Source organism: Blastococcus sp. SYSU DS0828 (genome assembly GCF_054050975.1).
The window spans coordinates 1-21,122 of the sequence record NZ_JBJHAK010000042.1 but is presented as its reverse complement, the minus strand read 5'-3'; the positions used below and the strand labels follow the sequence as shown (position 1 = coordinate 21,122).

The window sequence follows — 21,122 nt, the reverse complement described above, 5'->3', positions numbered from 1 at the left end:
GGTGAACCCGCACCGCACCGGTCAGCCGTGTTATCGGCAGTTCATGGCCCGCAACCGACCCCCCAGCCGGGGGGGCGGGGGGGGGGGGGGGGGGGGGGGGGGGGGGGGGGGGGGCCCCGGGGGGGGCCCCCCCACCGATCGAGGTGCCCCTCCCGGCGTCGCCCACGGAGCCGGGAGCGCCCCCGACCGTGGATTCCGGCCCATCGCCCGATCCCGCTCCGGAGCCACCGCCGCCTCCCGCACCGGCACCGCCTCCGGCACCGGCACCGGTACCGCCTCCGGCACCCGTACCGCGCCCGGACGTCGTGCCCCCGCCTCCCATCACCGACGATGACGATGACGATGACGACGGCGATGACGATGACGATGGCGACGACGATGGCGACGACGACTGAACGGTGACGACCCAACCGTGACGATCGAGGAACGGACCGCGCCTGGGTGGCGGCAGCACGTCCGGGGGCGGCTGGCGCCCCGGGCCGCCCGGACCCGGATCATCGGCTGGGTCCTGCTGCTGGTCCTGCTCGCCCTCGCCCTGCTGACCCTGGTGACCTGGTGGTTGCTGATCCGGGCGACCGACGAGCGGATGGACCTCGCCCTCGAGGCGGAGGTCGCCGAGTTCTCCCAGATCGTGGCCTCGGGGATCGACCCGGAGACCGGCGCACCGTTCGCCTCGGTCGCCGAGGTCCTGCAGACGGCGATCACCTACAACCTCGCCCGGCCCAACGAGAAGTTCCTCGGGTACGTGGACGGCGCCTATCGCTTCCAGAGCCGGATCGAGGCCCCGGTGCTGCTGAGCGAGGACGCCGTGTTCGCCGACCTGGTCGGCTCGGTCGAGGAGCCCGTGGCCGGGCGGTACGAGAGCGGCGCGGGCGAGGTGCGCTACCTCGCCGTCCCGGTGACCCTGGAGGGCGATCCGTCGCTCGGGACGGCCGTGGTGGCCTACTTCGCCGACCAGGAGCGCCAGGCAGCCGATGAGACGGCCCGGTTGATGCTCGGCGTGGGGGCGGTCACCGTGCTGCTGGCCGCAGCCGGCGCGTGGGTGGTCGCCGGGCGTGTGCTCGCCCCGGTGCGCGCCGTCGCGGCCACCGCCCAGGGGATCACCGAGACCGACCTCACCGGCCGCATCCCGGTCGACGGGCGACCGGCCGACGAGCTCACCGACCTCGCCTCCGCCGTGAACGCGATGCTCGACCGGGTGGAGACAGGCGTGGCCGCCCAGCGGCGATTCCTCGACGACGCCGGCCACGAGCTGCGCACACCGATCACCATCGTGCGCGGCCACCTGGAAGTGCTCGACCCGGCCGACCCGGAGGACGTGCGCCAGACCGTCGCCCTGGTCGACGACGAGCTGGAGAGGATGAACCGCATGGTCTCCGAGCTGCTGCTGCTCGCCCGCGCCGAACAGCCGGAGTTCGTCCGCCTCCAGCCGGTCGACGTCGCCGAGGTGACCGCAGAGGTGTTCGGCAAGGTGCGGCGGTTGGGCGACCGGGACTGGCAGCTGGGCGCCGTCGCCCGGGCCGACCTGCTGCTCGACCCACAGCGCCTGACGCAGGCGGTGGTCGCGCTGGCCGACAACGCCGTCCAGCACACCGCGCCGGGCGACCGGATCGTGCTGGGCAGCCGGCTCAGCGGGGATCAGCTGCTCGTCTGGGTCGACGACACCGGGCCCGGTGTCGCTCCCGCCGACCAGGCGCGGGTCTTCGAGCGCTTCGCCCGCGGCAGCTCCGGGGCCCGGCGCAGCGACGGCGCGGGACTGGGCCTGTCCATCGTGCGCGCCATCGCCGCCGGCCACGGCGGGGAGGTCGAGCTGCACAGCCGCCCCGGCGAGGGGGCCACCTTCACCCTGGTCCTGCCGGCCCGCCCGGCGCCGCCCCGCGCCGAGGCAGGCCCCGACGAGCTGCTGGACAGCGGCTCCGGCACCGTCGACGACGCGCTCGACACCCCACCGATGACCGTTCCGCCCGCGACGGTCGCCCCGACCGAGGGAGGGCCGCGGTGAGCCGCGTGCTGATCGCCGAGGACGAGCCGCGGATCGCCGCGTTCGTCGAGAAGGGGTTGCGGGCCAACGGCTTCGCCACCTCCGTGGTCGGCGACGGGCTGTCCGCCCTGGACCGCGCCCGGAGCGGTGAGGTCGACCTGGTCGTGCTGGACATCGGGCTGCCCGTGCTCGACGGCTTCGCGGTGCTGCGGGCGCTGCGCGCCGAGGGGTCTGCCGTGCCGGTCATCGTGCTGACCGCGCGGGACAGCGTGCAGGACACCGTCGCCGGGTTGGAGGGTGGCGCCGACGACTACATGCCCAAGCCCTTCCGCTTCGAGGAGCTCCTGGCCCGGGTGCGACTGCGGCTGGCCGGGGCCCGCGGCGGCGAGGTCACCGTGCTCACCGCCGGCGAACTGTCGCTGGACCTGCGCACCCGCCGGGCCGACGTCGCCGGGCGGGTGGTCGACCTGTCGGCCCGGGAGTTCGCCCTGGCCGAGACCTTCCTCCGCCACCCCGGTCAGGTGCTGGCCCGCGAGCAGCTGCTCAGCCACGTGTGGGGCTACGACTTCGACCCCGGGTCCAACGTCGTCGACGTCTACGTCCGCTACCTGCGCCGGAAGCTCGGCGCCGACCGGATCGAGACGGTGCGGGGCATGGGGTACCGGCTGGCGACGTCCTGAGCCCACCCCGGACGGGCGGACGGCCCCGGCCTCCTGACGGGAGCCGGGGCCGTCCGCCGCCCTCAGTCGTCGGTGTCCGGGGTGTCGGTGTCGGGGGTGTGGGTGTCGGGGGTCTGGTCGACGGGGCTCTCGGCGGGCGAGTCCGCCGTCTCCGGGGAGGCGTCCACGTCGCCCACGGCGGCGTCGGGGGCGTCGGGCGTGTCGTCGGGGCTGTCGTCGGCGGCGACGGCGACGGCGGCGGGCGTGGACGGGGCCCCGTCGTCGGCCGTGGCGACGCCGATCCCGGCCAGACCTAGCCCGGTGAGCGCAGTGCCGACGGTGACGACCTTCCAGGTGGCGGCGGGCTTGCGGGTCATGGGCGTTCCTCCTCCGGAGCGGGTGGTGCGCTGACGTGGACCACGGTGCCCGGCGCAGGTGAGGCCGCCAGGAAAGCGCGATGAGCCCTCTCTCATGTCGGCGGGCGCGCGCTCACCGCACACCGGCCCACTCCTCGGCCAGGGCGACCCGGGCCTCGGTGGCGGGAGCCCGGTCCGGCTGCTGCACCCGAAACGGGCCGGTGGCGAGCCCCACCAGGACACCGGCCACCCGCGACCGCAACTGGCCCTCCGGCCAGCGCCCGGCGAGCAGCTCCTGCACCCGTTCCCGGTAGGCGGCGATCGGCGCCGAGTGGCCGGAGAGGTGCTCCAGAAGGACGAGGTGGCCCAGGAGGGTGGCCCAGTCGTCGATCCGGGCGCCCGCCCCGGCGGTGTCCACGTCGAGCAGGCCGACCACCGTCCCGGCATCCACGAGCAGCTGTGCCTCGTAGAAGTCGCCGTGCACCGGGACCAGCGGGTGCTGGCCGGCACCTGCGGCCACCGCCGCGGTGAGCCGGTCCAGGCGCGACGCCAGGGGAGGGTAGAGCGTGGCCAGCACGTGGGCGTGCGACCGCACCGGCGGAAGCGGGTCGCCCGGGTTCCGGCGCCGCGCCGCGGCGGGGAGCTCGGGTAGCCGGTCCAGCAGCGCCTCCAGCGACCGCGGATCGGGCAGTTCCGCGGCGTCTCCGGTCAGCGCCGACCGCATCGACGTGCCCGGCAGCCCCGGCAGCACGACGACCCCGTCCCCGGTGCTCGCCAGCACCGGCGGCACCGGCACCGCCGGGGCCAGGGCGGCGTGACGGGCGACCAGCTCCGCGACCGCCGCTGGACGCACCACCTTGAGGAACCAGCGCCCGGCCGGGGAGGCGACCTCGACCACGGCCCGGCGCCCCGGGCGGTAGGCGCGCAGCCGCAGCCTGGGGTTGCCGACGTCGATGCCCAGGGCGCCCAGCTGCCGCGCGGTCCGCGCCGCCGAGGTGGCCCAGGCCAGGCCCGGCAGCGCGGGGTCCAGCGGCCACCGCCACGCGCCCACGGTGACCGGCCGGCCGGCGACCTCGCCCTCCAGCACGGCGGCGCCCGGGGGGATCGCCGCCCCGGTCGTGGCGGCGAGGGACTCGCGGGTGGACCGGCCGTCGGCCCAGTCGACCACCGCGGTCCACCGGACGGTGGCGGCACCGTCGGCGCGCAGGTTCACCGAGGTCGCCGTCAGGGTGCGCAGCCGGCCGGAGAGCGGGTCGAGGACAGTGGTCCACAGATCACCGGCGGGTTCGCCGAGCAGGACCTGCAGCGAGGGCGGCCACCACGGCGGCACGGGGGGTGGATCGAGCCGGGCAGTGTCCACGCGGTCACCCTCGCTCCGCGAGGTGAGCGGCCGGTGAGACCGGGATGAGGACGCTCTCACCGGCCGTCCGGTCACCAGCGGCCGCGGTGCACGACCTCGTCGACCCCCCGCCGGCCGCGGCGCAGCGACGGGGAGCGGCGGTCGTCGCCCCCGGGGTAGCCGACCGACACGCAGCCGACCGGCCGGTACTCCTCCGGCACACCGAACGCCGCCCGGAACGCCTCGACCCGCTCCCCGGGAACGCCGAAGAAGCAGGCGCCGAGCCCCTCGTCGACGGCGGTCAGCAGCATCAGCAGCGACGCCATCCCCGCGTCGACGTCCCAGTACGGCACCGGCCAGCGGGCCTCGTCGCGGTCGGTCCAGCCCTTGTCCGGCTCGGCGTAGCGGTCGAGGTAGGCGCTCTTGTTGGCCAGCGGCACGATCAGCAGCGGCGCCCGGCGCATGCGGGTGAGCCACCGGTCGGGTGCACCCTCGTCGGTGGTGGCCGTCCAGAACCGGTCGCGCTCCTCGGGCGTCTCCAGCACCAGGAACGCCCAGCCCTGGCTGAAGCCGGCCGACGGCGCCCGGATGGCGTGCGCCAGCAGCCGCTCGCGCACCTCCGGCGGCACCGGGCGGTCGGGGTCGTAGTCGCGCACCATGCGGCGACGGCGGACGACGTCGGCGAACTCCACGACCCCAGCCTGTCACCCGCGAGCGACCGGGTCAGGCGCTCCGCCCGAGCCGGGCCAGCACCCGCGTGGTGCGGTCGGCGTCCCCGGGCACCTCGACGGCGGGGCGGCAGATCCCGTCCATGTGCAGGGCCGGGCCGAAGCCGTCCGCGCCGGCCTCGATCCGGTCGAGCTCCTCGGCGGTGAGCCCGGCATCGGCGCCGACCGCGCGGGCGAGGTCCCAGCGGTGCACGACCATGTCCCAGACGTAGAACTGCTCGAAGGCCGCGCCGACCGTCGTCGGACCGAAGAAGCCGTCGAACTCCCGGGCCGCCACGGCGTCGTCGGACACGGCCCCGGCCACCCGCTCCGCGTGCTCGCGCCAGGCGGCGGCCGGGTCGGCGGCGACGTCCGGCGCGCCCCCGAGGTCGACGCCGTGCGTGGTGAGGAAGTCCCGCTGCGTGCCGATCAGGTGCCCGACGACGTCGGCGGCGGTCCAGCCCTCGCACGGCGAGGGGCGGGCCCAGCCGGCCGGGGGCACGGCGTCGAGGAGCTGGCGGAGGGGACGGTCGGCTGCCTGGTGGCTCGCGGCGGTGCGGTTCATGCCCCGGAACGTAGGAGCGTGCGGCAGGCTCGGTCTTGATGGAACCCGACAGCCCCGCCGCGATGGACCTCGTGGAGCGGGCGCACCTCAGAGACCCCGGCGACGCGTCCCACGCCATGTACCGGTACGCCGCACCGGCGGAGTTCGACGGGTTCCTCCAGCGCTTCTGGATCCCGGTGTGGTCGGTGCCGCCGGGGGAGGAGGCGCCGCAGGCGGTGCTGCAGTACCCGGTGGCGCTGGTCGTCGTCGCCCGGGACTACGCCCGGTTCTACGGCGTCGTCCCGGGGCTGTCGGTGACCAGGCTGACCGGCGCGGGCTGGGCGGTCGGCGTCATGTGCGCACCCGCCGCGGGGGCGCTGATCGCGGGCGGGCCGATGAGCGGGTTCACCGACCGGCACGTCGACGTCGCCGACGTCCTGGGCGACCGGGGGGAGCGGCTGACCGAGCGGGTCCGTGCGGCGATGGGCCCGGACCCGCACGCGCCGGAGGGGCACACGGCGGCGATGGCCGCGTTCGGCGACGCGCTGCGGCCCTGCCTGCCGGTGGACGAGGAGGGCCGGCTGGTCAACGAGGTCGTCGCCTTCGTCGAGGGGAACCGCGAGGTCGTCCGCGTGGCCCAGGTCTGCGAGCGCTTCGACCTCTCCGAGCGGTCCCTCCAGCGGCTGGTCCGGCGCCGGCTGGGGCTGAGCCCGAAGTGGCTCATCCAGCGCCGCCGGCTGCAGGAGGCCGCCGAGCGGCTGCGCGGCGCCCCGGCGAACCTCGGCGAGGTGGCGGCGGCGCTGGGCTACGCCGACCAGGCGCACTTCACCCGCGACTTCGCCCGGGTGACCGCCATGACCCCCGGCCGGTTCGCCGCCCGGTACGCACCGGGGAGCTGACGCCGACGCCGGCCGGGGCGGTCCCTACGCTGGTCACCGTGCCGAAGCTGCAGCTGCTCCCCGCCGTCGACGTCGCCGACGGCCAGGCCGTCCGTCTCGTGCAGGGGGAGGCCGGGAGCGCCACCTCCTACGGCGACCCCCTCGACGCCGCGCTGCAGTGGCAGCGCGACGGCGCGGAGTGGGTGCACCTGGTCGACCTCGACGCCGCCTTCGGCCGGGGGAGCAACCGCGAACTCCTGGCCCGCGTGGTCGGTGAGCTCGACGTCGACGTCGAGCTCTCCGGGGGCATCCGGGACGACGCGTCGCTCGAGGCGGCGCTGGCCACCGGCTGCCGGCGGGTGAACCTCGGCACCGCCGCCCTGGAGTCGCCGGAGTGGTGCGCCCGGGCCATCGCCGAGCACGGCGACCGGATCGCCGTCGGCCTCGACGTCCGCGGCACCCGGCTGGCCGCCCGCGGCTGGACCCAGGAGGGCGGGGAGCTGTACGAGACCCTCGCCCGGCTGGACGCCGAGGGCTGCGCCCGCTACGTCGTCACCGACATCACCAAGGACGGCACGCTCAAGGGGCCGAACCTCGACCTGCTGCGGGAGGTCTGCGCCGCGACGGCCCGGCCGGTGATCGCCTCGGGCGGGGTCAGCTCGCTCGACGACATCCGCGCCCTGGCCGGGCTGACGACGATCGGCGTCGAGGGCGCCATCGTCGGCAAGGCGCTCTACGCCGGCCAGTTCACCCTGCCCGAGGCGCTCCGGGTCGCCTCCGGGGACGGCGACGGAGAGCTCGCGTGACCGTGCTCAACCTGGGGTCGGCGAACCCCTGGGAGCCCGTCGTCGGCTACAGCCGGATCGTGGTCCGCGGCGACACGGCCTGGGTGAGCGGGACGACGGCGGTCGTCGACGGCGTCGTCGCCCACCCGGGCGACGCCGCGGCGCAGACCCGGCAGGTGCTGGCCACCATCGAGCGCTCCCTGGAGCGGGCGGGCTTCCGCCTCGCCGACGTCGTCCGCACCCGGATGTACGTCACCGACATCAGCCGCTGGGAGGAGGTCGGGCGCGCCCACGGCGAGGTGTTCGGCGACATCCGGCCGGCGTCGACGATGGTCGAGGTGTCCGCGCTGATCGACCCGGAGCTGCTGGTGGAGATCGAGGCCGACGCCGTGCGGGAGCCCGCGGCATGACGCTCGCCGTGCGGGTGATCCCGTGCCTCGACGTCGACGCCGGGCGGGTGGTCAAGGGCGTCAACTTCGTCGACCTGCGCGACGCCGGCGACCCGGTGGAGATGGCCCGGGTGTACGACGCCGAGGGCGCCGACGAGCTGACCTTCCTGGACATCACCGCCAGCTCCGGGAACCGGGAGACGACCTACGACGTCGTCCGCCGCACCGCCGAGAGCGTCTTCATCCCGCTCACCGTCGGCGGCGGGGTGCGCGGCGTCGAGGACGTCGACAAGCTGCTGCGCGCGGGGGCGGACAAGGTCGCGGTGAACACCGCCGCCGTCGCCCGGCCCGAGCTGATCGCCGAGATCGCGCACCGCTTCGGCAGCCAGGTGCTCGTGCTGTCGCTGGACGCGCGCCGGGTGCGCGACGGCGCGGTCACCGACTCCGGGTACGAGATCACCACCCACGGCGGGCGCCGGGGCACCGGCCGCGACGCCGTGGAGTGGTGCGTGCAGGCCGCGGAGCTCGGCGTGGGGGAGATCCTGCTCAACTCGATGGACGCCGACGGCACCCGGGCCGGCTTCGACACCGACCTGATCGCCCGGGTGCGCCGCGAGGTCGCCGTCCCGCTGATCGCCAGCGGGGGAGCGGGCGCGGTCGAGCACTTCCCGCCGGCGGTCGCGGCCGGCGCCGACGCCGTGCTGGCCGCGAGCGTCTTCCACTTCGGCCAGCTGCGGGTGGGTGACGTCAAGGCCGGTCTGGCCGCGGCCGGGGTGCCGGTGCGCCGCGAGGGCGACACCCCGCTCGGCTAGCGGGACGCCCCAGGCCGCTGCACAGCCCCGATCGCGGGTGGGCGCTGCTCCCGGCCGGCTGATCACGGGGACGCCTTCCCTCCGCCGGGAGTTCGCCTTCCGGTCAGCCCGCCGCCACCTCCGTAGGTCACGGTGCCCCGAGCAGACGAGGGGAGCGGTGATGCAGGAGCACGGCAGCCACCACCACCACGGCGGTCACCACCACGGTGGTCACCACCAGCACGGCGGTGACCACGAGGACGGTGCTGGGCGGACCGACGAGGGGCACCGCGGCCTGCGGCGTCGCGACGTCCTGGCCGCGGGGGCGGCCGGCGTCGCCGGCGGGCTGCTGTTGCGACCGGCCGGTGCCCTCGCCGCCCCCTTGGGGCCTCGCGGCGTCGCGGGCGCCGAGCGGGTGTCGCGCCTCGGCCGGCGGGCGCGCCTGGCGCACGCCGACCTGCACAACCACAGCCTCCAGTCCGACGGCTCCGGGGATCCCGCCCTGGCCTTCGAGTCGATGCGGGGCGCAGGTCTCGACGTGGCCGCGCTCACCGACCACTCGACGGTCTCCAAGCCGCTGGGCCCGATCGACGCCTGCGCGGCCTTCCCGCCGCCGCAGCCGGGCAGCGAGGACCCGTGCCGCTCGCTGGCCGGGATGAACCAGCAGGCGTGGGAGAACACCCGCCGGTACGCCGACGCGGCCGACGACCCCGGCGAGTTCACCGCGCTGCGCGGCTTCGAGTGGTCCAGCCCGCTCCTCGGGCACGTCAACGTGTGGTTCACCCAGGACTGGACCGATCCGCTGAGCACCGCCGGCTTCAGCCTCTCCAGCCTGCTGCAGCTCGGCCTCACCGAGTCCGGGATCGCCGCGGCGCTCGGGCCGCTCGGGCCGCTCGGCCAGCAGCTGCTGGACCTCATCCGCCGGTCGGAGCCCCGCGGGATGGCGCTGTTCTACGAGTGGCTGCGCCGCTCTCCGCAGACCCCGCTCGTCGGGGGCGGCGCCGACGGGCTGGCGGGTTTCAACCACCCCAACCGTGAGCCGGGGGTCTTCGACGCGTTCGCCTACGAGCCCGCGCTGAGCGACCGGATCGTCTCCATGGAGATCATGAACCGGCGCGACGACTACCTCTTCGAGGGCTGGGCGGCGGGGTTCCCCAGTCCGCTGGTCGCCTGCCTGGACGCCGGCTGGCGGGTCGGGCTGCTCGGCGTGACCGACGAGCACGGCACCGACTGGGGGGAGCCGGACGGCAAGGGGCGGGCGGGCCTGTGGGTCGACCAGCTCGACCGCGGCGGGGTGCGCCGGGCGCTGGCGGCGCGGGACTTCTTCGCCACGAACGTGCGGGGCCTGCGGCTGGACGCGACCGCACAGGGCAGCTTCATGGGCCGGTCGGTGCCCCACCGCGCGCGCGACGTCCGCTTCGAGGTGGACCTGGACCGCGGGCCCGAGCACGCCGGCGAGGAGGTCGAGATCCAGGTCCTGACGTCCGGCGACCGGGCCCCCACCGTGGTGCACGTCGAGTCGGTGCGGGTGCCGGATCCGAGGGAACGCCGGCCGATCCGGTTCCGCGCGCCGATCGACCGCGACTCCGCCTCGTGGGCGGTCCTGCGCATCGCCGACCCGACGAAGCCGAACCTCAGCCCCGGGCCGGAGGGGCACCCGTGCAACAACCTGGCCCTGGCCTACAGCAGCCCGTTCTGGTTCGAGGGAGCCGGCCGCCGGCCCCGCGGTGGCGGCCGGCCACCGGTGACGCCGCGAGGAGAGGCGGCTGACCTGCGGGACCTGCTCACCCGCGGTCACTGACGTCGGGGGCCACGGTCACCCGGGCGACGTCGCGGCGGCCGGAGGCCCACAGCAGCAGCTCCATCGGCTCACCGGTGACCGTGCGACCGCCCGCACCGAAGCGCTTCTCCACGCCGGGGTCGTCGCTGCGCCGGAGCACCAGCCCGCGGCGTCCCGCGGCCCGCCGGCCGAAGAGGGCGGCCGCCGACCAGAGCTGGTCCTGCTCCGACCGCGGCAGGTCCCGCGGCTCCCAGCCCGGCTGGGCGCGGCGGACGTCCTCGTGGTGGATCGCGAACTCCGACAGGTTGAACGCCCGCGCGGCGGCCGGCAGGGCCATCGGCGACCACGCCGGTGGTCCGCTGCGCACCTGGTCGACCACCTCGGCGTACGGCGTCGACCCGCGCAGCCGGTCCTCCAGCCGGTGCGACCACCAGGCCAGGCGCGCGCCGCCGGGCAGCATCTCCAGGCCGTACCCCGGGAGGGCGTCGGGTCGCCGGTCGCGGACGGCGAGGTGCGCGGCCAGGTGCGCGGTGGTCCAGCCCGCGCAGCACGTCGGTGCCTCCGGGCCGAGCTCGTCGAGGAGGTCGGCCAGCGCGGCGCGCTCGCGGTCCGGCAGGGACGGGGGGACGGCGCTCATCGCTCCTGCTTACCCGGCTGCCGGGCCCGGCGGTACCCGGGCGCGGGAAGAAGCCGCTGCGGCGCGGGGTTGCACCGCCCGCTTAGCGTTCCTAACGACCGTCCGGCATCCTGGCCGGGCCGCCCGCACACCCGAGGAGCCCCGTGTCCCGCCGCAGAGACGCCGTCGTCCGACGCGGGCTCCGCCACGTCCGGCGGGCGATCGCCGAGCAGCCGGGCATGTTCACCCTCGCGCTGCTGGCCAGCAGCCTCTACGGCGCCATGACGGTCGCCAGCGCCTACGTCATCGGGGAGATCACCGACCGGGTGCTGCTGCCCTCGTTCGACGACGGCGCCACCACCACGGCCGCCCTGACCCTGGCGGCCGTCGCCATCCTCGGCGTCGCCCTGCTGAAGATCGTCGGCATCCTGGGCCGCCGGCTGTTCGCCGGCGTCATGAGCTACCGGTTGCAGGCCGAGTACCGCCGCCGGGTGACCGGCCAGTACCTGCGGCTGCCGCTCTCCTGGCACCAGCGCCACCCCACGGGGCAGTTGCTCTCCAACGCCAACTCCGACGTGGAGTCGGCGTGGTTCTTCGTCGCGCCGCTGCCGTTCGCCTGTGGCGCGCTGGTGATGATCGCGATCACCAGCGTGGCGCTGGTGCTCACCGACCCGCTCCTGGCGCTGGTCGGTCTCGTGGTCTTCCCACTGGTGTTCGCGGCCAACGGCGTCTACTCCCAGGTGATGAGCCCGCGGATGCAGCGGGCGCAGCAGCTGCGGGCGGAGGTCAGCGAGATCGCGCACGAGAGCTTCGACGCGGCGCTCGTGGTGAAGACCCTCGGCCGCGAGGACACCGAGACCGAGCGCTTCGCCGCCCGGGCCGAGGAGCTGCGCGACGGGCTGATCGCCGTCGGCCGGGTGCGCGGGGTCTTCGACCCGATGATGGAGGCGCTGCCGAACCTCGGCACCCTCGCCGTCCTGCTCATCGGCGCCGGCCGGGTGGCCGAGGGCGCCACCGACGCCGGGGACCTGGTGTCGATCGCCTACCTGTTCACCCTGCTCGCCCTGCCGATCCGGGCCATCGGCTGGGTGCTCGCCGACCTGCCGCGTGCCCTGGCCGGGTTCGACCGGGTCACCCCCGTCCTCGAGGCGACCGGGGAGACCCCGTACGGGCCGGATGCCGCCGTCGCGGGTGCCGGCGGCGCCGGCGTGGCGCTGCGCGACGTCGCTTTCACGTTCGACGGGGGCAGTCGTCCCACGCTGACCGGCGTCACCTTCGACGTGCCGGCCGGCCGCACGGTGGCCGTGGTCGGCCCTACCGGGTCGGGCAAGTCCACCCTCGCCGGCCTGCTGGTGCGCCTCGTCGACCCGGCCGACGGCGCGGTGCTGCTCGACGGCGTCGACCTGCGCCGGCTGCGGGAGGGCGAGGTGAGCGGCCAGGCGGCCTTCGTCGCGCAGAGCGCCTTCCTCTTCGACGACACCGTCCGCGGCAACGTCACCCTCGGCGCGCCCGTGGACGACGACGAGGTCTGGGCCGCGCTGCGCGTCGCGGCGGCCGACGACTTCGTCGCCGCGTTGCCCGACGGCCTGGACACCCGGGTCGGGGAGCGGGGCGCGTCCCTGTCCGGCGGCCAGCGGCAGCGGCTCGCGCTCGCCCGCGCCGTGGTCCGCCGTCCCCGGCTGCTGGTGCTCGACGACGCCACGAGCGCCGTGGACCCCGCCGTCGAGGCGCGCATCCTCGACGCGCTGCGGGGGAGCGGGGCGCCGACGACCGTGGTGGTGGTCGCCTACCGGCAGGCGACGATCGCGCTGGCCGACGAGGTCGTCTGGTTCGAGGACGGCCGAGCCGTCGCCCGCGGCACGCACGAGCAGCTGCTGGCCGAGGTGCCGGGGTACGCGGCGCTGGTGCAGGCCTACGCGCAGGCGGAGGTGCCTGCGTGACCGCCGCGACGCGGCTGGAGGACCGCCCGTCCGAGGGCGCCCTGGCCACGCTGCGCCGCGGCCTGCGGATGATGCCGGAGTTCCGGCGCGGTCTGCCGGTCACCTTCGCCCTGGCCCTGGTCGCCACGGCCGGCCGCGTGGTGGTGCCCATCGCCGTGCAGCAGGTCATCGACCGCGGCCTGGGTGCGCCCGGAGGCCCGGATCTCGGGCTCGTCACCTGGGTGGTCGCTGGCTGCGCCGTCGTCGTGGTGCTCACCGCCGTCGCGGTCTACCGGATGAACGTCCGGCTGTTCCGCACGACGGAGACCGCCCTCGCGGGTCTGCGGGTGCGGGCGTTCCGGCACGTGCACGACCTCTCCGTGCTGCACCAGCAGGGCCAGCGGCGCGGCTCGCTGGTCTCCCGGGTGACCAGCGACGTCGACCAGCTGTCGGTCTTCATGCAGTGGGGTGGTGTCCTCGGGCTGGTCAGCGTCGGTCAGCTCGTCGTCGCCACCGCCGTCATGGCGGTCTACTCGTGGCAGCTGACGCTGCTCGTCCTGGTCTGCTTCGTGCCGCTGGTCTTCGCCGTCCGCTGGTTCGCCCGCCGGCTCGTGCAGGTGTACGGCGTGGTCCGGGAGCGCGTCGGCGACGTGCTCGCCGCGGTCTCCGAGTCGGTGGTCGGCGCCCCGACCGTGCGGGCCTACGGGGTGCGCGCCCGCACCGCCGCGCGGCTGGACGCCGCGATCGACCGGCACTACCGCGCCCAGGTCGACGCGCAGAAGGTGACCGCCGCGGTGTTCGTCAGCGGCGAGTTCGTCGCCGCGGTCGCCAACGCCGCCGTGGTGGTCGTCGGGGTCCTCCTCGGGTTGGCCGGCGACATCACCCCGGGCACGTTGGTGGCCTTCCTCTTCCTGGTCACCCTGTTCGTGGCCCCGGTGCAGACCGCCAGCGAGGTGCTCAACGAGGCGCAGAACGCCGTCGCCGGCTTCCGCCGGGTGCTCGACGTGCTCGACACCGAGCCCGACGTCCGCGACCCCGCCGTCGCCACCCCCGACCGGGTGCGGGAGCTGCCGGCCGGGCCGCTGGGAGTCCGCTTCGAGCACGTCACCTTCCGCTACGCACCCGGTGCGCGGGCGGCGCTCGACGACGTCGACCTCACCATCGCGCCGCGCACCCGCGTGGCGATCGTGGGGGAGACCGGCTCGGGCAAGACGACGTTCGCCAAGCTCGTCACCCGGCTCATGGACCCGGCCGGGGGGCGGGTGCTGCTGGGCTCCGACGCCGGTGGCTGGGTGCCGCTGGCCGATGTCGCCTTTCCCTCGCTCCGCGCGCGGGTGGTGATGGTGCCGCAGGACGGGTTCCTGTTCGACGCCACCGTCGCCGACAACGTGCGCTACGGCCGCCCCGGCATGACCGACGCCGACGTCGTCGCCGCGTTCGACGACCTGGGCCTCGGGGCGTGGGTCGCCGGCCTGCCGGCGGGCGTCGGGACGGCGGTCGGGCAGCGCGGGGAGTCGCTGTCGGCCGGCGAGCGCCAGCTGGTCGCCGTCGCCCGCGCGTACGTGGCCGACCCCGACCTGCTGGTGCTCGACGAGGCGACCAGCGCCGTCGACCCGGCGACCGAGCGGCGGCTGACCCGCGCGCTCGACACCCTCACCCAGGGCCGCACCACGCTGACCATCGCGCACCGGCTCTCCACCGCCGAGCGGGCCGACGAGGTGCTGGTGGTCGACGCGGGCCGGGTGGTGCAGCGCGGCACGCACGCGGAGCTCGTCGACGCCGAGGGCCCCTACGCCCGGCTGCACGCCTCGTGGCGGCGCTCCTCGACCGGGGAGCCCGAGCCGGTCGCCTGAGCCGTTGCGGCGCCGACGGCGACGTCGGGGGCGCACGCGGCGGCGCAACTCGCCCGCCCGGGGGGACGCGCCCGGCAGGGCGCGCCCGCTAGCGTCGCCCTGTGGACAACGGACGCATCGAGGCAGACGTCGTCGTGGTGGGAGCGGGGCTGGCCGGACTGGTCGCCACCGCCGAGCTCGCCGACGCCGGCAAGCGGGTGATCCTGGTCGACCAGGAGCCCGAGGCGTCGCTGGGTGGGCAGGCGTGGTGGTCCTTCGGCGGGCTGTTCCTCGTCGACTCGCCCGAGCAGCGCCGGCTGCGGGTGCGCGACTCGCTGGAGCTGGCCCGCCAGGACTGGTTCGGCACCGCCGGCTTCGACCGCGACAGCGACCACTGGCCCCGGCAGTGGGCCGAGGCCTACCTGCAGTTCGCCGCGGGGGAGAAGCGGGCCTGGCTCAAGGAGCAGGGCATCGGCTTCTTCCCGGTCGTCGGGTGGGCCGAGCGCGGTGGCTACACGGCCACCGGGCACGGCAACTCGGTGCCGCGGTTCCACATCGTCTGGGGCACCGGTCCCGGTGTGGTGGCCCCGTTCGAGCGTCGGGTGCGGGCGGCCGTCGCGGCGGGCCGGGTCGAGCTGCGTTTCCGGCACCGGGTCACCGAGCTCGTCGTCAGCGGCGGCGCGGTGACCGGCGTCCGCGGCGCGGTGCTCGAGCCCAGTGACGTCGCCCGCGGCGAGGCCAGCTCCCGCGCCGAGGTCGGGGAGTTCGAGCTCGCCGCGCAGGCCGTCGTCGTCACCTCCGGCGGGATCGGCGGCAACCACGACCTGGTCCGCCGGTACTGGCCGGCCCGGCTCGGCCCGGCACCGCAGCGGCTGCTCTCCGGCGTCCCGGCGCACGTCGACGGCCTGATGCAGGAGGCCACCGTCGCCGCCGGCGCCAGCATGGTCAACGGCGACCGGATGTGGCACTACACCGAGGGCGTCGCCAACCACTCGCCGGTCTGGGCGCGGCACGGCATCCGCATCCTCCCCGGCCCCTCGTCGCTGTGGCTCGACGCCACCGGCCAGCGGCTCCCGGTGCCGCTGTTCCCCGGGTTCGACACGCTCGGGACGCTCGCGCACATCGGGCAGACCGGCCACGAGCACACCTGGTTCGTCGCCACGCACAAGATCGTGGAGAAGGAGTTCGCGCTGTCGGGCTCCGAGCAGAACCCCGACCTCACCGGCAAGGACCTCCGGCTGCTCGCCACCCGGGTGAAGGCCGGCGTCTCCGGCCCCGTCCAGGCGTTCCTGGACCGGGGCGAGGACTTCGTCGTCGCCCGCACCCTGCCCGAGCTGGTCGCGGGCATGAACCGCGTGACCGGCGGCACGCCGGAGCTCGACCTCGCCCAGGTGGAGCGGGAGATCGTGGCCCGCGACCGCGAGGTCGGCAACACCTTCACCAAGGACCTGCAGATCACCGCCATCCGCGGCGCCCGCAACTACCTCGGCGACAAGCTGATCCGGGTCGCCCCGCCGCACCGGATCCTCGACCCAGAGGCCGGGCCGCTGATCGCCGTCCGGCTCAACGTCATCACCCGCAAGAGCCTCGGCGGGCTGGAGACCGACCTCTCCGGTCGCGTGCTGCGGCCGGGCGGGGAGGTCTTCAGCGGCCTCTACGCCGCCGGTGAGGTGGCCGGCTTCGGTGGTGGCGGCGTGCACGGCTACCGCTCGCTGGAGGGCACCTTCCTCGGCGGCTGCCTGTTCTCCGGCCGGGTCGCGGGTCGCGCGCTCGCGGCCGCCCTGTGACGGGGCGGGACGTGAGCGCACCGCGCGACCCCTGGGCGGACCCGGCGACGCCGACCGAGCCGGGGCCGGTCTACACCGGCCCGCCGCCCACGGCGCCGCCCCCCGGCTACGCGTCGCCCTACGGTCCGCCGCCGCCCGGGTACGGCCCCCCGCCCTACGGCTACCCCGGCCCCTACGGCTACGGCTATCCCGGCCCGTACGGGACGGCGCCGTTCCCGGGCGGTCCGGTGCCGCCCCGGGCCGGGCGCCGGCCGGGTCAGGTCGTCGGCGCCGCGGTGCTGAGCTTCGTGCAGGCGCTGCTGGTCGCGGTGGCGTCGCTGTACGTGTGGTTCTTCGCCTCGCTCGCGGAGATGGCGGTCGAGCAGAGCCCGGGTGCCGCCCCCACCCAGGCCTACGTGTTCGCCCGCGAGGGCGGCACGCTCGCGGTCGTCCAGCTGATCTCGGTGGCGCTGCTGGTGGCCGCCGGGGTCCTCGCCCTGATCCGGCGCACCCGGACGGCGTGGCTGGTGCTGCTGGCCGCGCACGGTGCCCAGCTGGTGCTCGCCGTCTACTGGTGGGCGAAGCTGACCGACCTGCTGGGGCCGGCCGCGGCGGTCGAGGACGTCGGCGGGGTGCTCGCCGTGTTCAGCCTGTTCTTCGCCGCCGCCCCGCTCGTCGCGCTCGGGCTCGTGCTCTTCGGTGGCGGGCGCAGCTGGTTCACCGCCCCGCAGGGCTGACCGGGCGGCACGGCAGACTGGCGGCATGCCCGCGACCGATCCCTCCCGACCCGCGCTGGCCCCCGAGGTCGCCGCTCTGCTGCGCCGCGACCCGGCCGGCCTGGTCGCCGCCGTCGTCCAGCAGCACGACACCCGCGAGGTGCTGATGGTGGCCTGGATGGACGACGAGGCGGTCCACCGGACCCTCACCACCGGCCGGGCCACCTACTGGTCGCGCAGCCGGCGGGAGTACTGGGTGAAGGGGGAGACCTCCGGGCACCGGCAGTGGGTGCGGGAGGTGCGCCTGGACTGCGACGGCGACGCGCTGCTGCTGCTCGTCGACCAGGAGGGCGCCGCCTGCCACACCGGCGAGCGCAGCTGCTTCCACCGGGTGCTGCCGGCCGCGCAGGGGGTGGCGCCGTGAGGTTCGGGGTCACCTCGCCCTCGCGGGAGGAGTTCGCCGGCATCGACGCGGCGGTCGTCCCGGTCACCCGCCGCCTCCTGGTCGACGGCGAGACCGCCGTCGGCATCTACCGGAAGCTGGCCGGCAACCGTCCCGGCACGGTGCTGCTGGAGTCGGCCGAGCAGGGGAAGCGGTGGGCGCGGTACAGCTTCGTGGGCGTCCGCAGCGCGGGTGTGCTCACCGAGCGGGACGGGCGCACGCAGTGGCTCGGGGACGACGTGCCCGGGCTGACCGACGACCTCCCGGCCGATCCCCTCGAGGCCGTCCGGGTCCTGGCGCGGCGGCTGCGCTCGCCCCGCACGCCGGGGCTGCCCCCGCTCACCGGTGGGCTGGTGGGCTACCTGGGCTACGACGTCGTCCGCCGTCTGGAGCGGCTGCCGAGCACCAGCGTCGACGACCTGGGCATGCCGGAGCTGGCGATGATGCTGGTGACCGACCTGGCCGTGCTGGACCACAGCGACGGGTCGGTGCTGCTCATCGCCAACGCCCTGCGCGGACCCGGAGCCGAGCCCGCCGCCGCCGGCTACGAGGACGCGGTCGCCCGGCTGGACGCCATGGCCGCCGCGCTGGTCCGGCCCGCCGCGCCGGCTGTCGCGGTCTTCGAGCCGGCCGACGTGCCGGCGTCGGTGCGCAGCAACCTGGCGCCCGGGGTCTTCCAGGCCGGGGTCGAGGAGGTGCGGGAGCGCATCCGGGCCGGCGACGCCTTCCAGGTGGTGCTCGCCCAGCGGTTCGAGCTCGAGACCGACGTCGCGGCGCTGGACCTCTACCGGGTGCTGCGGGCGACCAATCCGTCGCCGTACATGTACCTGCTGCGCTTCGCGGGCCGGGAGACGCCGTTCGACGTCGTCGGCTCCTCACCCGAGGCGCTGGTGACGGTGGCCGGCACCTCGGCCGTCGTCCACCCGCCGGCCGGCACCCGGCCGCGCGGCGCCACGCCCGAGGAGGACGTGCGCCTGGCCGAGGGGCTGCTCGCCGACCCCAAGGAGCGGGCCGAGCACGTCATGCTCGTCGACCTGGCGCGCAACGACCTGGGGCGGGTCTGCGTGCCCGGCAGCGTCGAGGTGCCGGACTTCATGCGGGTCGAGCACTACAGCCACGTGATGCACCTGGTCTCGACCGTCGCCGGCGAGGTGCGGCCCGGCTGCGACGCCCTGGACGTCTTCGACGCGACCTTCCCCGCGGGCACCGTCTCGGGCGCACCGAAGCCCAGCGCCATGGCGATCATCGACACCCTCGAGCCGACGCGGCGCGCCCTGTACGCGGGCACCGTCGGCTACGTCGACGCCAGCGGCGACATGGACATGGCGATCGCCATCCGCACCGCAGTCCTGCACCAGGGGCGCGCGTACGTGCAGGCCGGGGCGGGGATCGTGGCCGACAGCGACGCCGCCGCCGAGGAGGCGGAGACCCGCCACAAGGCGCGCGCGGTGCTGTCGGCGATCGCGACGGCCGAGCGGCTGCGGGAGCTGTCGTGAGCTCGTCCCCGGGCGTGGGCCCGTCCGGCGGTGCACGGCGCGAACTGACCGCCGCCGTGGTCGGCGTCGCGCTGGCCGGGGCGCTGGCCCTGTCGACCGCGAGCCAGCGGTGGGCGGAGGTGACCGCCGAGCGACGGGCACCCCTGCCGCCGGTGAGCGGGACCCTCACCGGTGGCGCCGCGGCACCGCTGGTGACCGCCGCCGGCCTGGTGCTGCTGGCCGCGGCCGTCGCGCTGCTGGCGGTGCGCGGGACGGGCCGGCTGGTGGTCGGGCTGCTGGTGGCGGCCTGCGGTGGCGCCCTGCTGTGGTCGGGCACCCGGGTGCTGACCGGGGGAGTCGCCGACGCCGCCGCCGACCTGCCCGGCGTCGGCGGCGCCAGCGTCACCGCGACGGCGGTGGAGATCTCGCCGGTCTGGCCGGGGCTCGCCGTGGCCGCCGGGGTGCTGGCCGTCCTCGCCGGGGTGCTGACCGTCCTCCGCGGGGCCTCCTGGCCCGCGATGGGACAGCGCTACGAGCGGCACGCGGGGCCGGCGCCGGTGCGCTCGGACGAGGACCGTGCGGACGACGCCTGGAAGGCGCTGGATCGCGGGGAGGACCCCACCGAGCCGCCACCCCCGCCGCGGTCCGGTTCCGCCGTATAGCGGAACGGCCGAGGGTCGCGATGCCCGCCCCCGGGCCGGGCGGCCCGTGGCCCGCCTCTAGAGTGGTTCCACCCATCCGCCCGGGATCGACGTACGAGGAGCAGTGGCGCCGATGAGCAACCACCGGACCTCGGCCGAGGCTGCGACGACGCCGTGAACGTGCTCGACGAGATCATCGCCGGTGTCCGCGCGGACCTCGCCGTCCGCGAGGCCGCGACACCGCTGGACGAGGTGAAGGCCGCCGCGCAGGCGGCCCGGCCGGCGCGCGACGCGCTCGCGGCCCTGCGTGCACCCGGTGTCGGCGTGATCGCCGAGGTGAAGCGGCGCAGCCCGTCCAAGGGCGACCTGGCCGACATCGCCGACCCGGCCCGGCTCGCGCAGCAGTACGCAGCGGGTGGCGCGCGGGTCATCTCCGTGCTGACCGAGCAGCGTCGCTTCGGGGGATCCCACGCCGACCTCGCCGCCGTCCGCGCCGTCGTCGACGTCCCGGTGCTGTGCAAGGACTTCATCGTCAGCAGCTACCAGGTGCACGAGGCGCGGGCGCACGGGGCCGACGTGGTCCTGCTGATCGTCGCCGCCCTGGAGCAGAACGTGCTGGTCGGCTTGCTGGAGCGGGTCGAGTCCCTCGGCATGACCGCGCTGGTCGAGGTGCACACCGAGGCCGAGGCCGACCGCGCGATGGCGGCCGGCGCCTCGGTGATCGGGGTCAACGCCCGCGACCTGACCACCCTGCAGGTCGACCGGTCGACCTTCGAGCGGATCGCCCCCGGCCTGCCGTCGGAGGTCGTGAAGGTCGCCGAGTCCGGGGTCCGCGGCCCGCACGACCTGATCAGCTACGCCGCCGCGGGCGCCGATGCAGTGCTCGTGGGCGAGGGTCTGGTCACCGCCGGCGACGCCCGCCAGGCCGTCGCCGACCTGGTCACCGCTGGCTCGCACCCGGCCACCCCCCGCACCCCGCGCTGACCCGTCCCGTCGCCAGGTCCTAACCGGGTTGTCGGCCCGAAGTGGTCACCCGGGTCCTGGACCTGGTCGCTCGGCTCCGACCTGCGGGAACTGTCAGACCCCCGTCCTAGCCTGCGGGTATGTCGGTGGTCGGGTTCGCGGTCGGGGTGACCGTGGGGCCGGTGAGCCCGCCGTCGGAGTGGGAGCTGGCGGATCCGGATCCGACGCGGTGGGACGAGCCGTTGAGCGCGTGGTTGCCGGCCCGGCGGGGTGCGGCGGAGGCGGCGGAGCTGCTGGGGCAGATCGTGGCGGCGGAGGCGCGGCTGGCGGCGTTGCGGGCGGAGCTGGTGATGGATCTGGCCGCGGCGCGCCCGGCTCCGGCCGATCCGCTGCCCGGCGGCGAGCGCGCCGGACAGGTCGGCCCGGCCGGGGCGAGTGAGTTCGTGCCCGATGAGCTGGCCGCGGTGCAGAACTGCAGCCGCACGGCGGCGGTGACGCAGCTGGAGCACGCCGAGGTGCTCACCACGCTGCTGCCCGCGACGT

At 75.9% G+C, this 21,122-nt stretch carries 20 protein-coding genes and 1 pseudogene; 16 read left to right on the top strand and 5 right to left on the bottom strand.

What is annotated here, in order from left to right; all coding sequences use genetic code 11:
- Positions 1–412 precede the first annotated feature (412 nt).
- Positions 413–2,002, top strand: coding sequence for an ATP-binding protein (locus ACI79Q_RS20540; protein ID WP_456613739.1), 1,590 nt, complete (start codon positions 413–415; stop codon positions 2,000–2,002).
- Entirely contained in the window at positions 1,999–2,661 is a 663-nt protein-coding gene (locus ACI79Q_RS20535) for a response regulator transcription factor (RefSeq protein ID WP_456591226.1), read from the top strand. Before ACI79Q_RS20540 ends, ACI79Q_RS20535 begins: the two co-directional genes overlap by 4 nt.
- A gap of 62 nt (positions 2,662–2,723) precedes the next feature.
- Here the strand turns inward: ACI79Q_RS20535 and ACI79Q_RS20530 are convergent, their stop codons facing one another.
- The 4 genes from ACI79Q_RS20530 to ACI79Q_RS20515 all read right to left on the bottom strand — a co-directional run bounded on the left by ACI79Q_RS20530 (position 2,724) and on the right by ACI79Q_RS20515 (position 5,607).
- A complete protein-coding gene (locus ACI79Q_RS20530; protein ID WP_456615288.1) occupies positions 2,724–3,017 on the bottom strand; it encodes a hypothetical protein in 294 nt (97 codons plus the stop codon).
- Between the two features lie 112 nt (positions 3,018–3,129).
- Entirely contained in the window at positions 3,130–4,356 is a 1,227-nt protein-coding gene (locus ACI79Q_RS20525; protein ID WP_456615287.1) for a hypothetical protein, read from the bottom strand.
- Between the two features lie 71 nt (positions 4,357–4,427).
- Positions 4,428–5,027 (bottom strand): nitroreductase family protein, encoded by a 600-nt coding sequence (locus ACI79Q_RS20520; protein ID WP_456600641.1) that lies wholly within the window; start codon positions 5,025–5,027, stop codon positions 4,428–4,430.
- A gap of 31 nt (positions 5,028–5,058) precedes the next feature.
- Entirely contained in the window at positions 5,059–5,607 is a 549-nt protein-coding gene (locus tag ACI79Q_RS20515) for a TIGR03086 family metal-binding protein (RefSeq protein WP_456615286.1), read from the bottom strand.
- A gap of 38 nt (positions 5,608–5,645) precedes the next feature.
- Here ACI79Q_RS20515 and ACI79Q_RS20510 point away from each other — a divergent pair, with 38 nt between their 5' ends.
- The 5 genes from ACI79Q_RS20510 (at position 5,646) to ACI79Q_RS20490 (ending at position 10,230) form a co-directional block, all read left to right on the top strand.
- A complete protein-coding gene (locus ACI79Q_RS20510; RefSeq protein ID WP_456591221.1) occupies positions 5,646–6,485 on the top strand; it encodes a helix-turn-helix domain-containing protein in 840 nt (279 codons plus the stop codon).
- A 38-nt stretch (positions 6,486–6,523) separates the two neighbouring features.
- Positions 6,524–7,270: a bifunctional 1-(5-phosphoribosyl)-5-((5-phosphoribosylamino)methylideneamino)imidazole-4-carboxamide isomerase/phosphoribosylanthranilate isomerase PriA gene (priA, locus tag ACI79Q_RS20505; RefSeq protein ID WP_456591220.1), complete on the top strand. Its 747-nt coding sequence runs from the start codon at positions 6,524–6,526 to the stop codon at positions 7,268–7,270.
- A complete protein-coding gene (locus tag ACI79Q_RS20500; RefSeq protein WP_456597292.1) occupies positions 7,267–7,659 on the top strand; it encodes a RidA family protein in 393 nt (130 codons plus the stop codon). The genes priA and ACI79Q_RS20500 overlap by 4 nt, the downstream gene beginning before the upstream one ends.
- The gene (gene hisF / locus ACI79Q_RS20495; protein WP_456591218.1) at positions 7,656–8,450 is read left to right on the top strand and encodes an imidazole glycerol phosphate synthase subunit HisF; all 795 of its coding nucleotides are present in this window, start codon (positions 7,656–7,658) and stop codon (positions 8,448–8,450) included. Before ACI79Q_RS20500 ends, hisF begins: the two co-directional genes overlap by 4 nt.
- A gap of 160 nt (positions 8,451–8,610) precedes the next feature.
- Positions 8,611–10,230, top strand: a complete 1,620-nt coding sequence (locus tag ACI79Q_RS20490) for a DUF3604 domain-containing protein (RefSeq protein ID WP_456615285.1) — start codon at positions 8,611–8,613, stop codon at positions 10,228–10,230.
- Here the strand turns inward: ACI79Q_RS20490 and ACI79Q_RS20485 are convergent.
- Positions 10,214–10,846 (bottom strand): TIGR03085 family metal-binding protein, encoded by a 633-nt coding sequence (locus ACI79Q_RS20485; protein ID WP_456597295.1) that lies wholly within the window; start codon positions 10,844–10,846, stop codon positions 10,214–10,216. The two genes, ACI79Q_RS20490 and ACI79Q_RS20485, sit on opposite strands and share 17 nt — an antisense overlap.
- A gap of 143 nt (positions 10,847–10,989) precedes the next feature.
- On the opposite strand from ACI79Q_RS20485, the gene ACI79Q_RS20480 reads away from it, so the two are divergent.
- From ACI79Q_RS20480 to ACI79Q_RS20440, 9 genes and pseudogenes are all read left to right on the top strand, one after another.
- A complete protein-coding gene (locus tag ACI79Q_RS20480) occupies positions 10,990–12,765 on the top strand; it encodes an ABC transporter ATP-binding protein (protein ID WP_456591215.1) in 1,776 nt (591 codons plus the stop codon).
- Positions 12,762–14,597: an ABC transporter ATP-binding protein gene (locus tag ACI79Q_RS20475; RefSeq protein ID WP_456591214.1), complete on the top strand. Its 1,836-nt coding sequence runs from the start codon at positions 12,762–12,764 to the stop codon at positions 14,595–14,597. Before ACI79Q_RS20480 ends, ACI79Q_RS20475 begins: the two co-directional genes overlap by 4 nt.
- Positions 14,598–14,698: 101 nt before the next feature.
- On the top strand, positions 14,699–16,363 hold the full coding sequence (locus tag ACI79Q_RS20470; protein ID WP_456591213.1) for an FAD-binding dehydrogenase: 1,665 nt from the start codon (positions 14,699–14,701) through the stop codon (positions 16,361–16,363).
- 11 nt (positions 16,364–16,374) lie between these two features.
- A complete protein-coding gene (locus tag ACI79Q_RS20465) occupies positions 16,375–17,079 on the top strand; it encodes a hypothetical protein (protein WP_456591212.1) in 705 nt (234 codons plus the stop codon).
- 25 nt (positions 17,080–17,104) lie between these two features.
- The gene (gene hisI, locus ACI79Q_RS20460) at positions 17,105–17,482 is read left to right on the top strand and encodes a phosphoribosyl-AMP cyclohydrolase (protein ID WP_456591211.1); all 378 of its coding nucleotides are present in this window, start codon (positions 17,105–17,107) and stop codon (positions 17,480–17,482) included.
- Positions 17,479–18,996, top strand: coding sequence for an anthranilate synthase component I (locus ACI79Q_RS20455; protein ID WP_456591210.1), 1,518 nt, complete (start codon positions 17,479–17,481; stop codon positions 18,994–18,996). Before hisI ends, ACI79Q_RS20455 begins: the two co-directional genes overlap by 4 nt.
- Positions 18,993–19,637: a Trp biosynthesis-associated membrane protein gene (locus ACI79Q_RS20450; protein ID WP_456615284.1), complete on the top strand. Its 645-nt coding sequence runs from the start codon at positions 18,993–18,995 to the stop codon at positions 19,635–19,637. The genes ACI79Q_RS20455 and ACI79Q_RS20450 overlap by 4 nt, the downstream gene beginning before the upstream one ends.
- A 153-nt stretch (positions 19,638–19,790) precedes the next feature.
- Complete coding sequence (trpC, locus tag ACI79Q_RS20445; protein ID WP_456591208.1) at positions 19,791–20,600, top strand: indole-3-glycerol phosphate synthase TrpC; 810 nt, start codon at positions 19,791–19,793, stop codon at positions 20,598–20,600.
- A gap of 119 nt (positions 20,601–20,719) precedes the next feature.
- Positions 20,720–21,122, top strand: a pseudogene (locus ACI79Q_RS20440) (hypothetical protein); the annotation flags it as partial.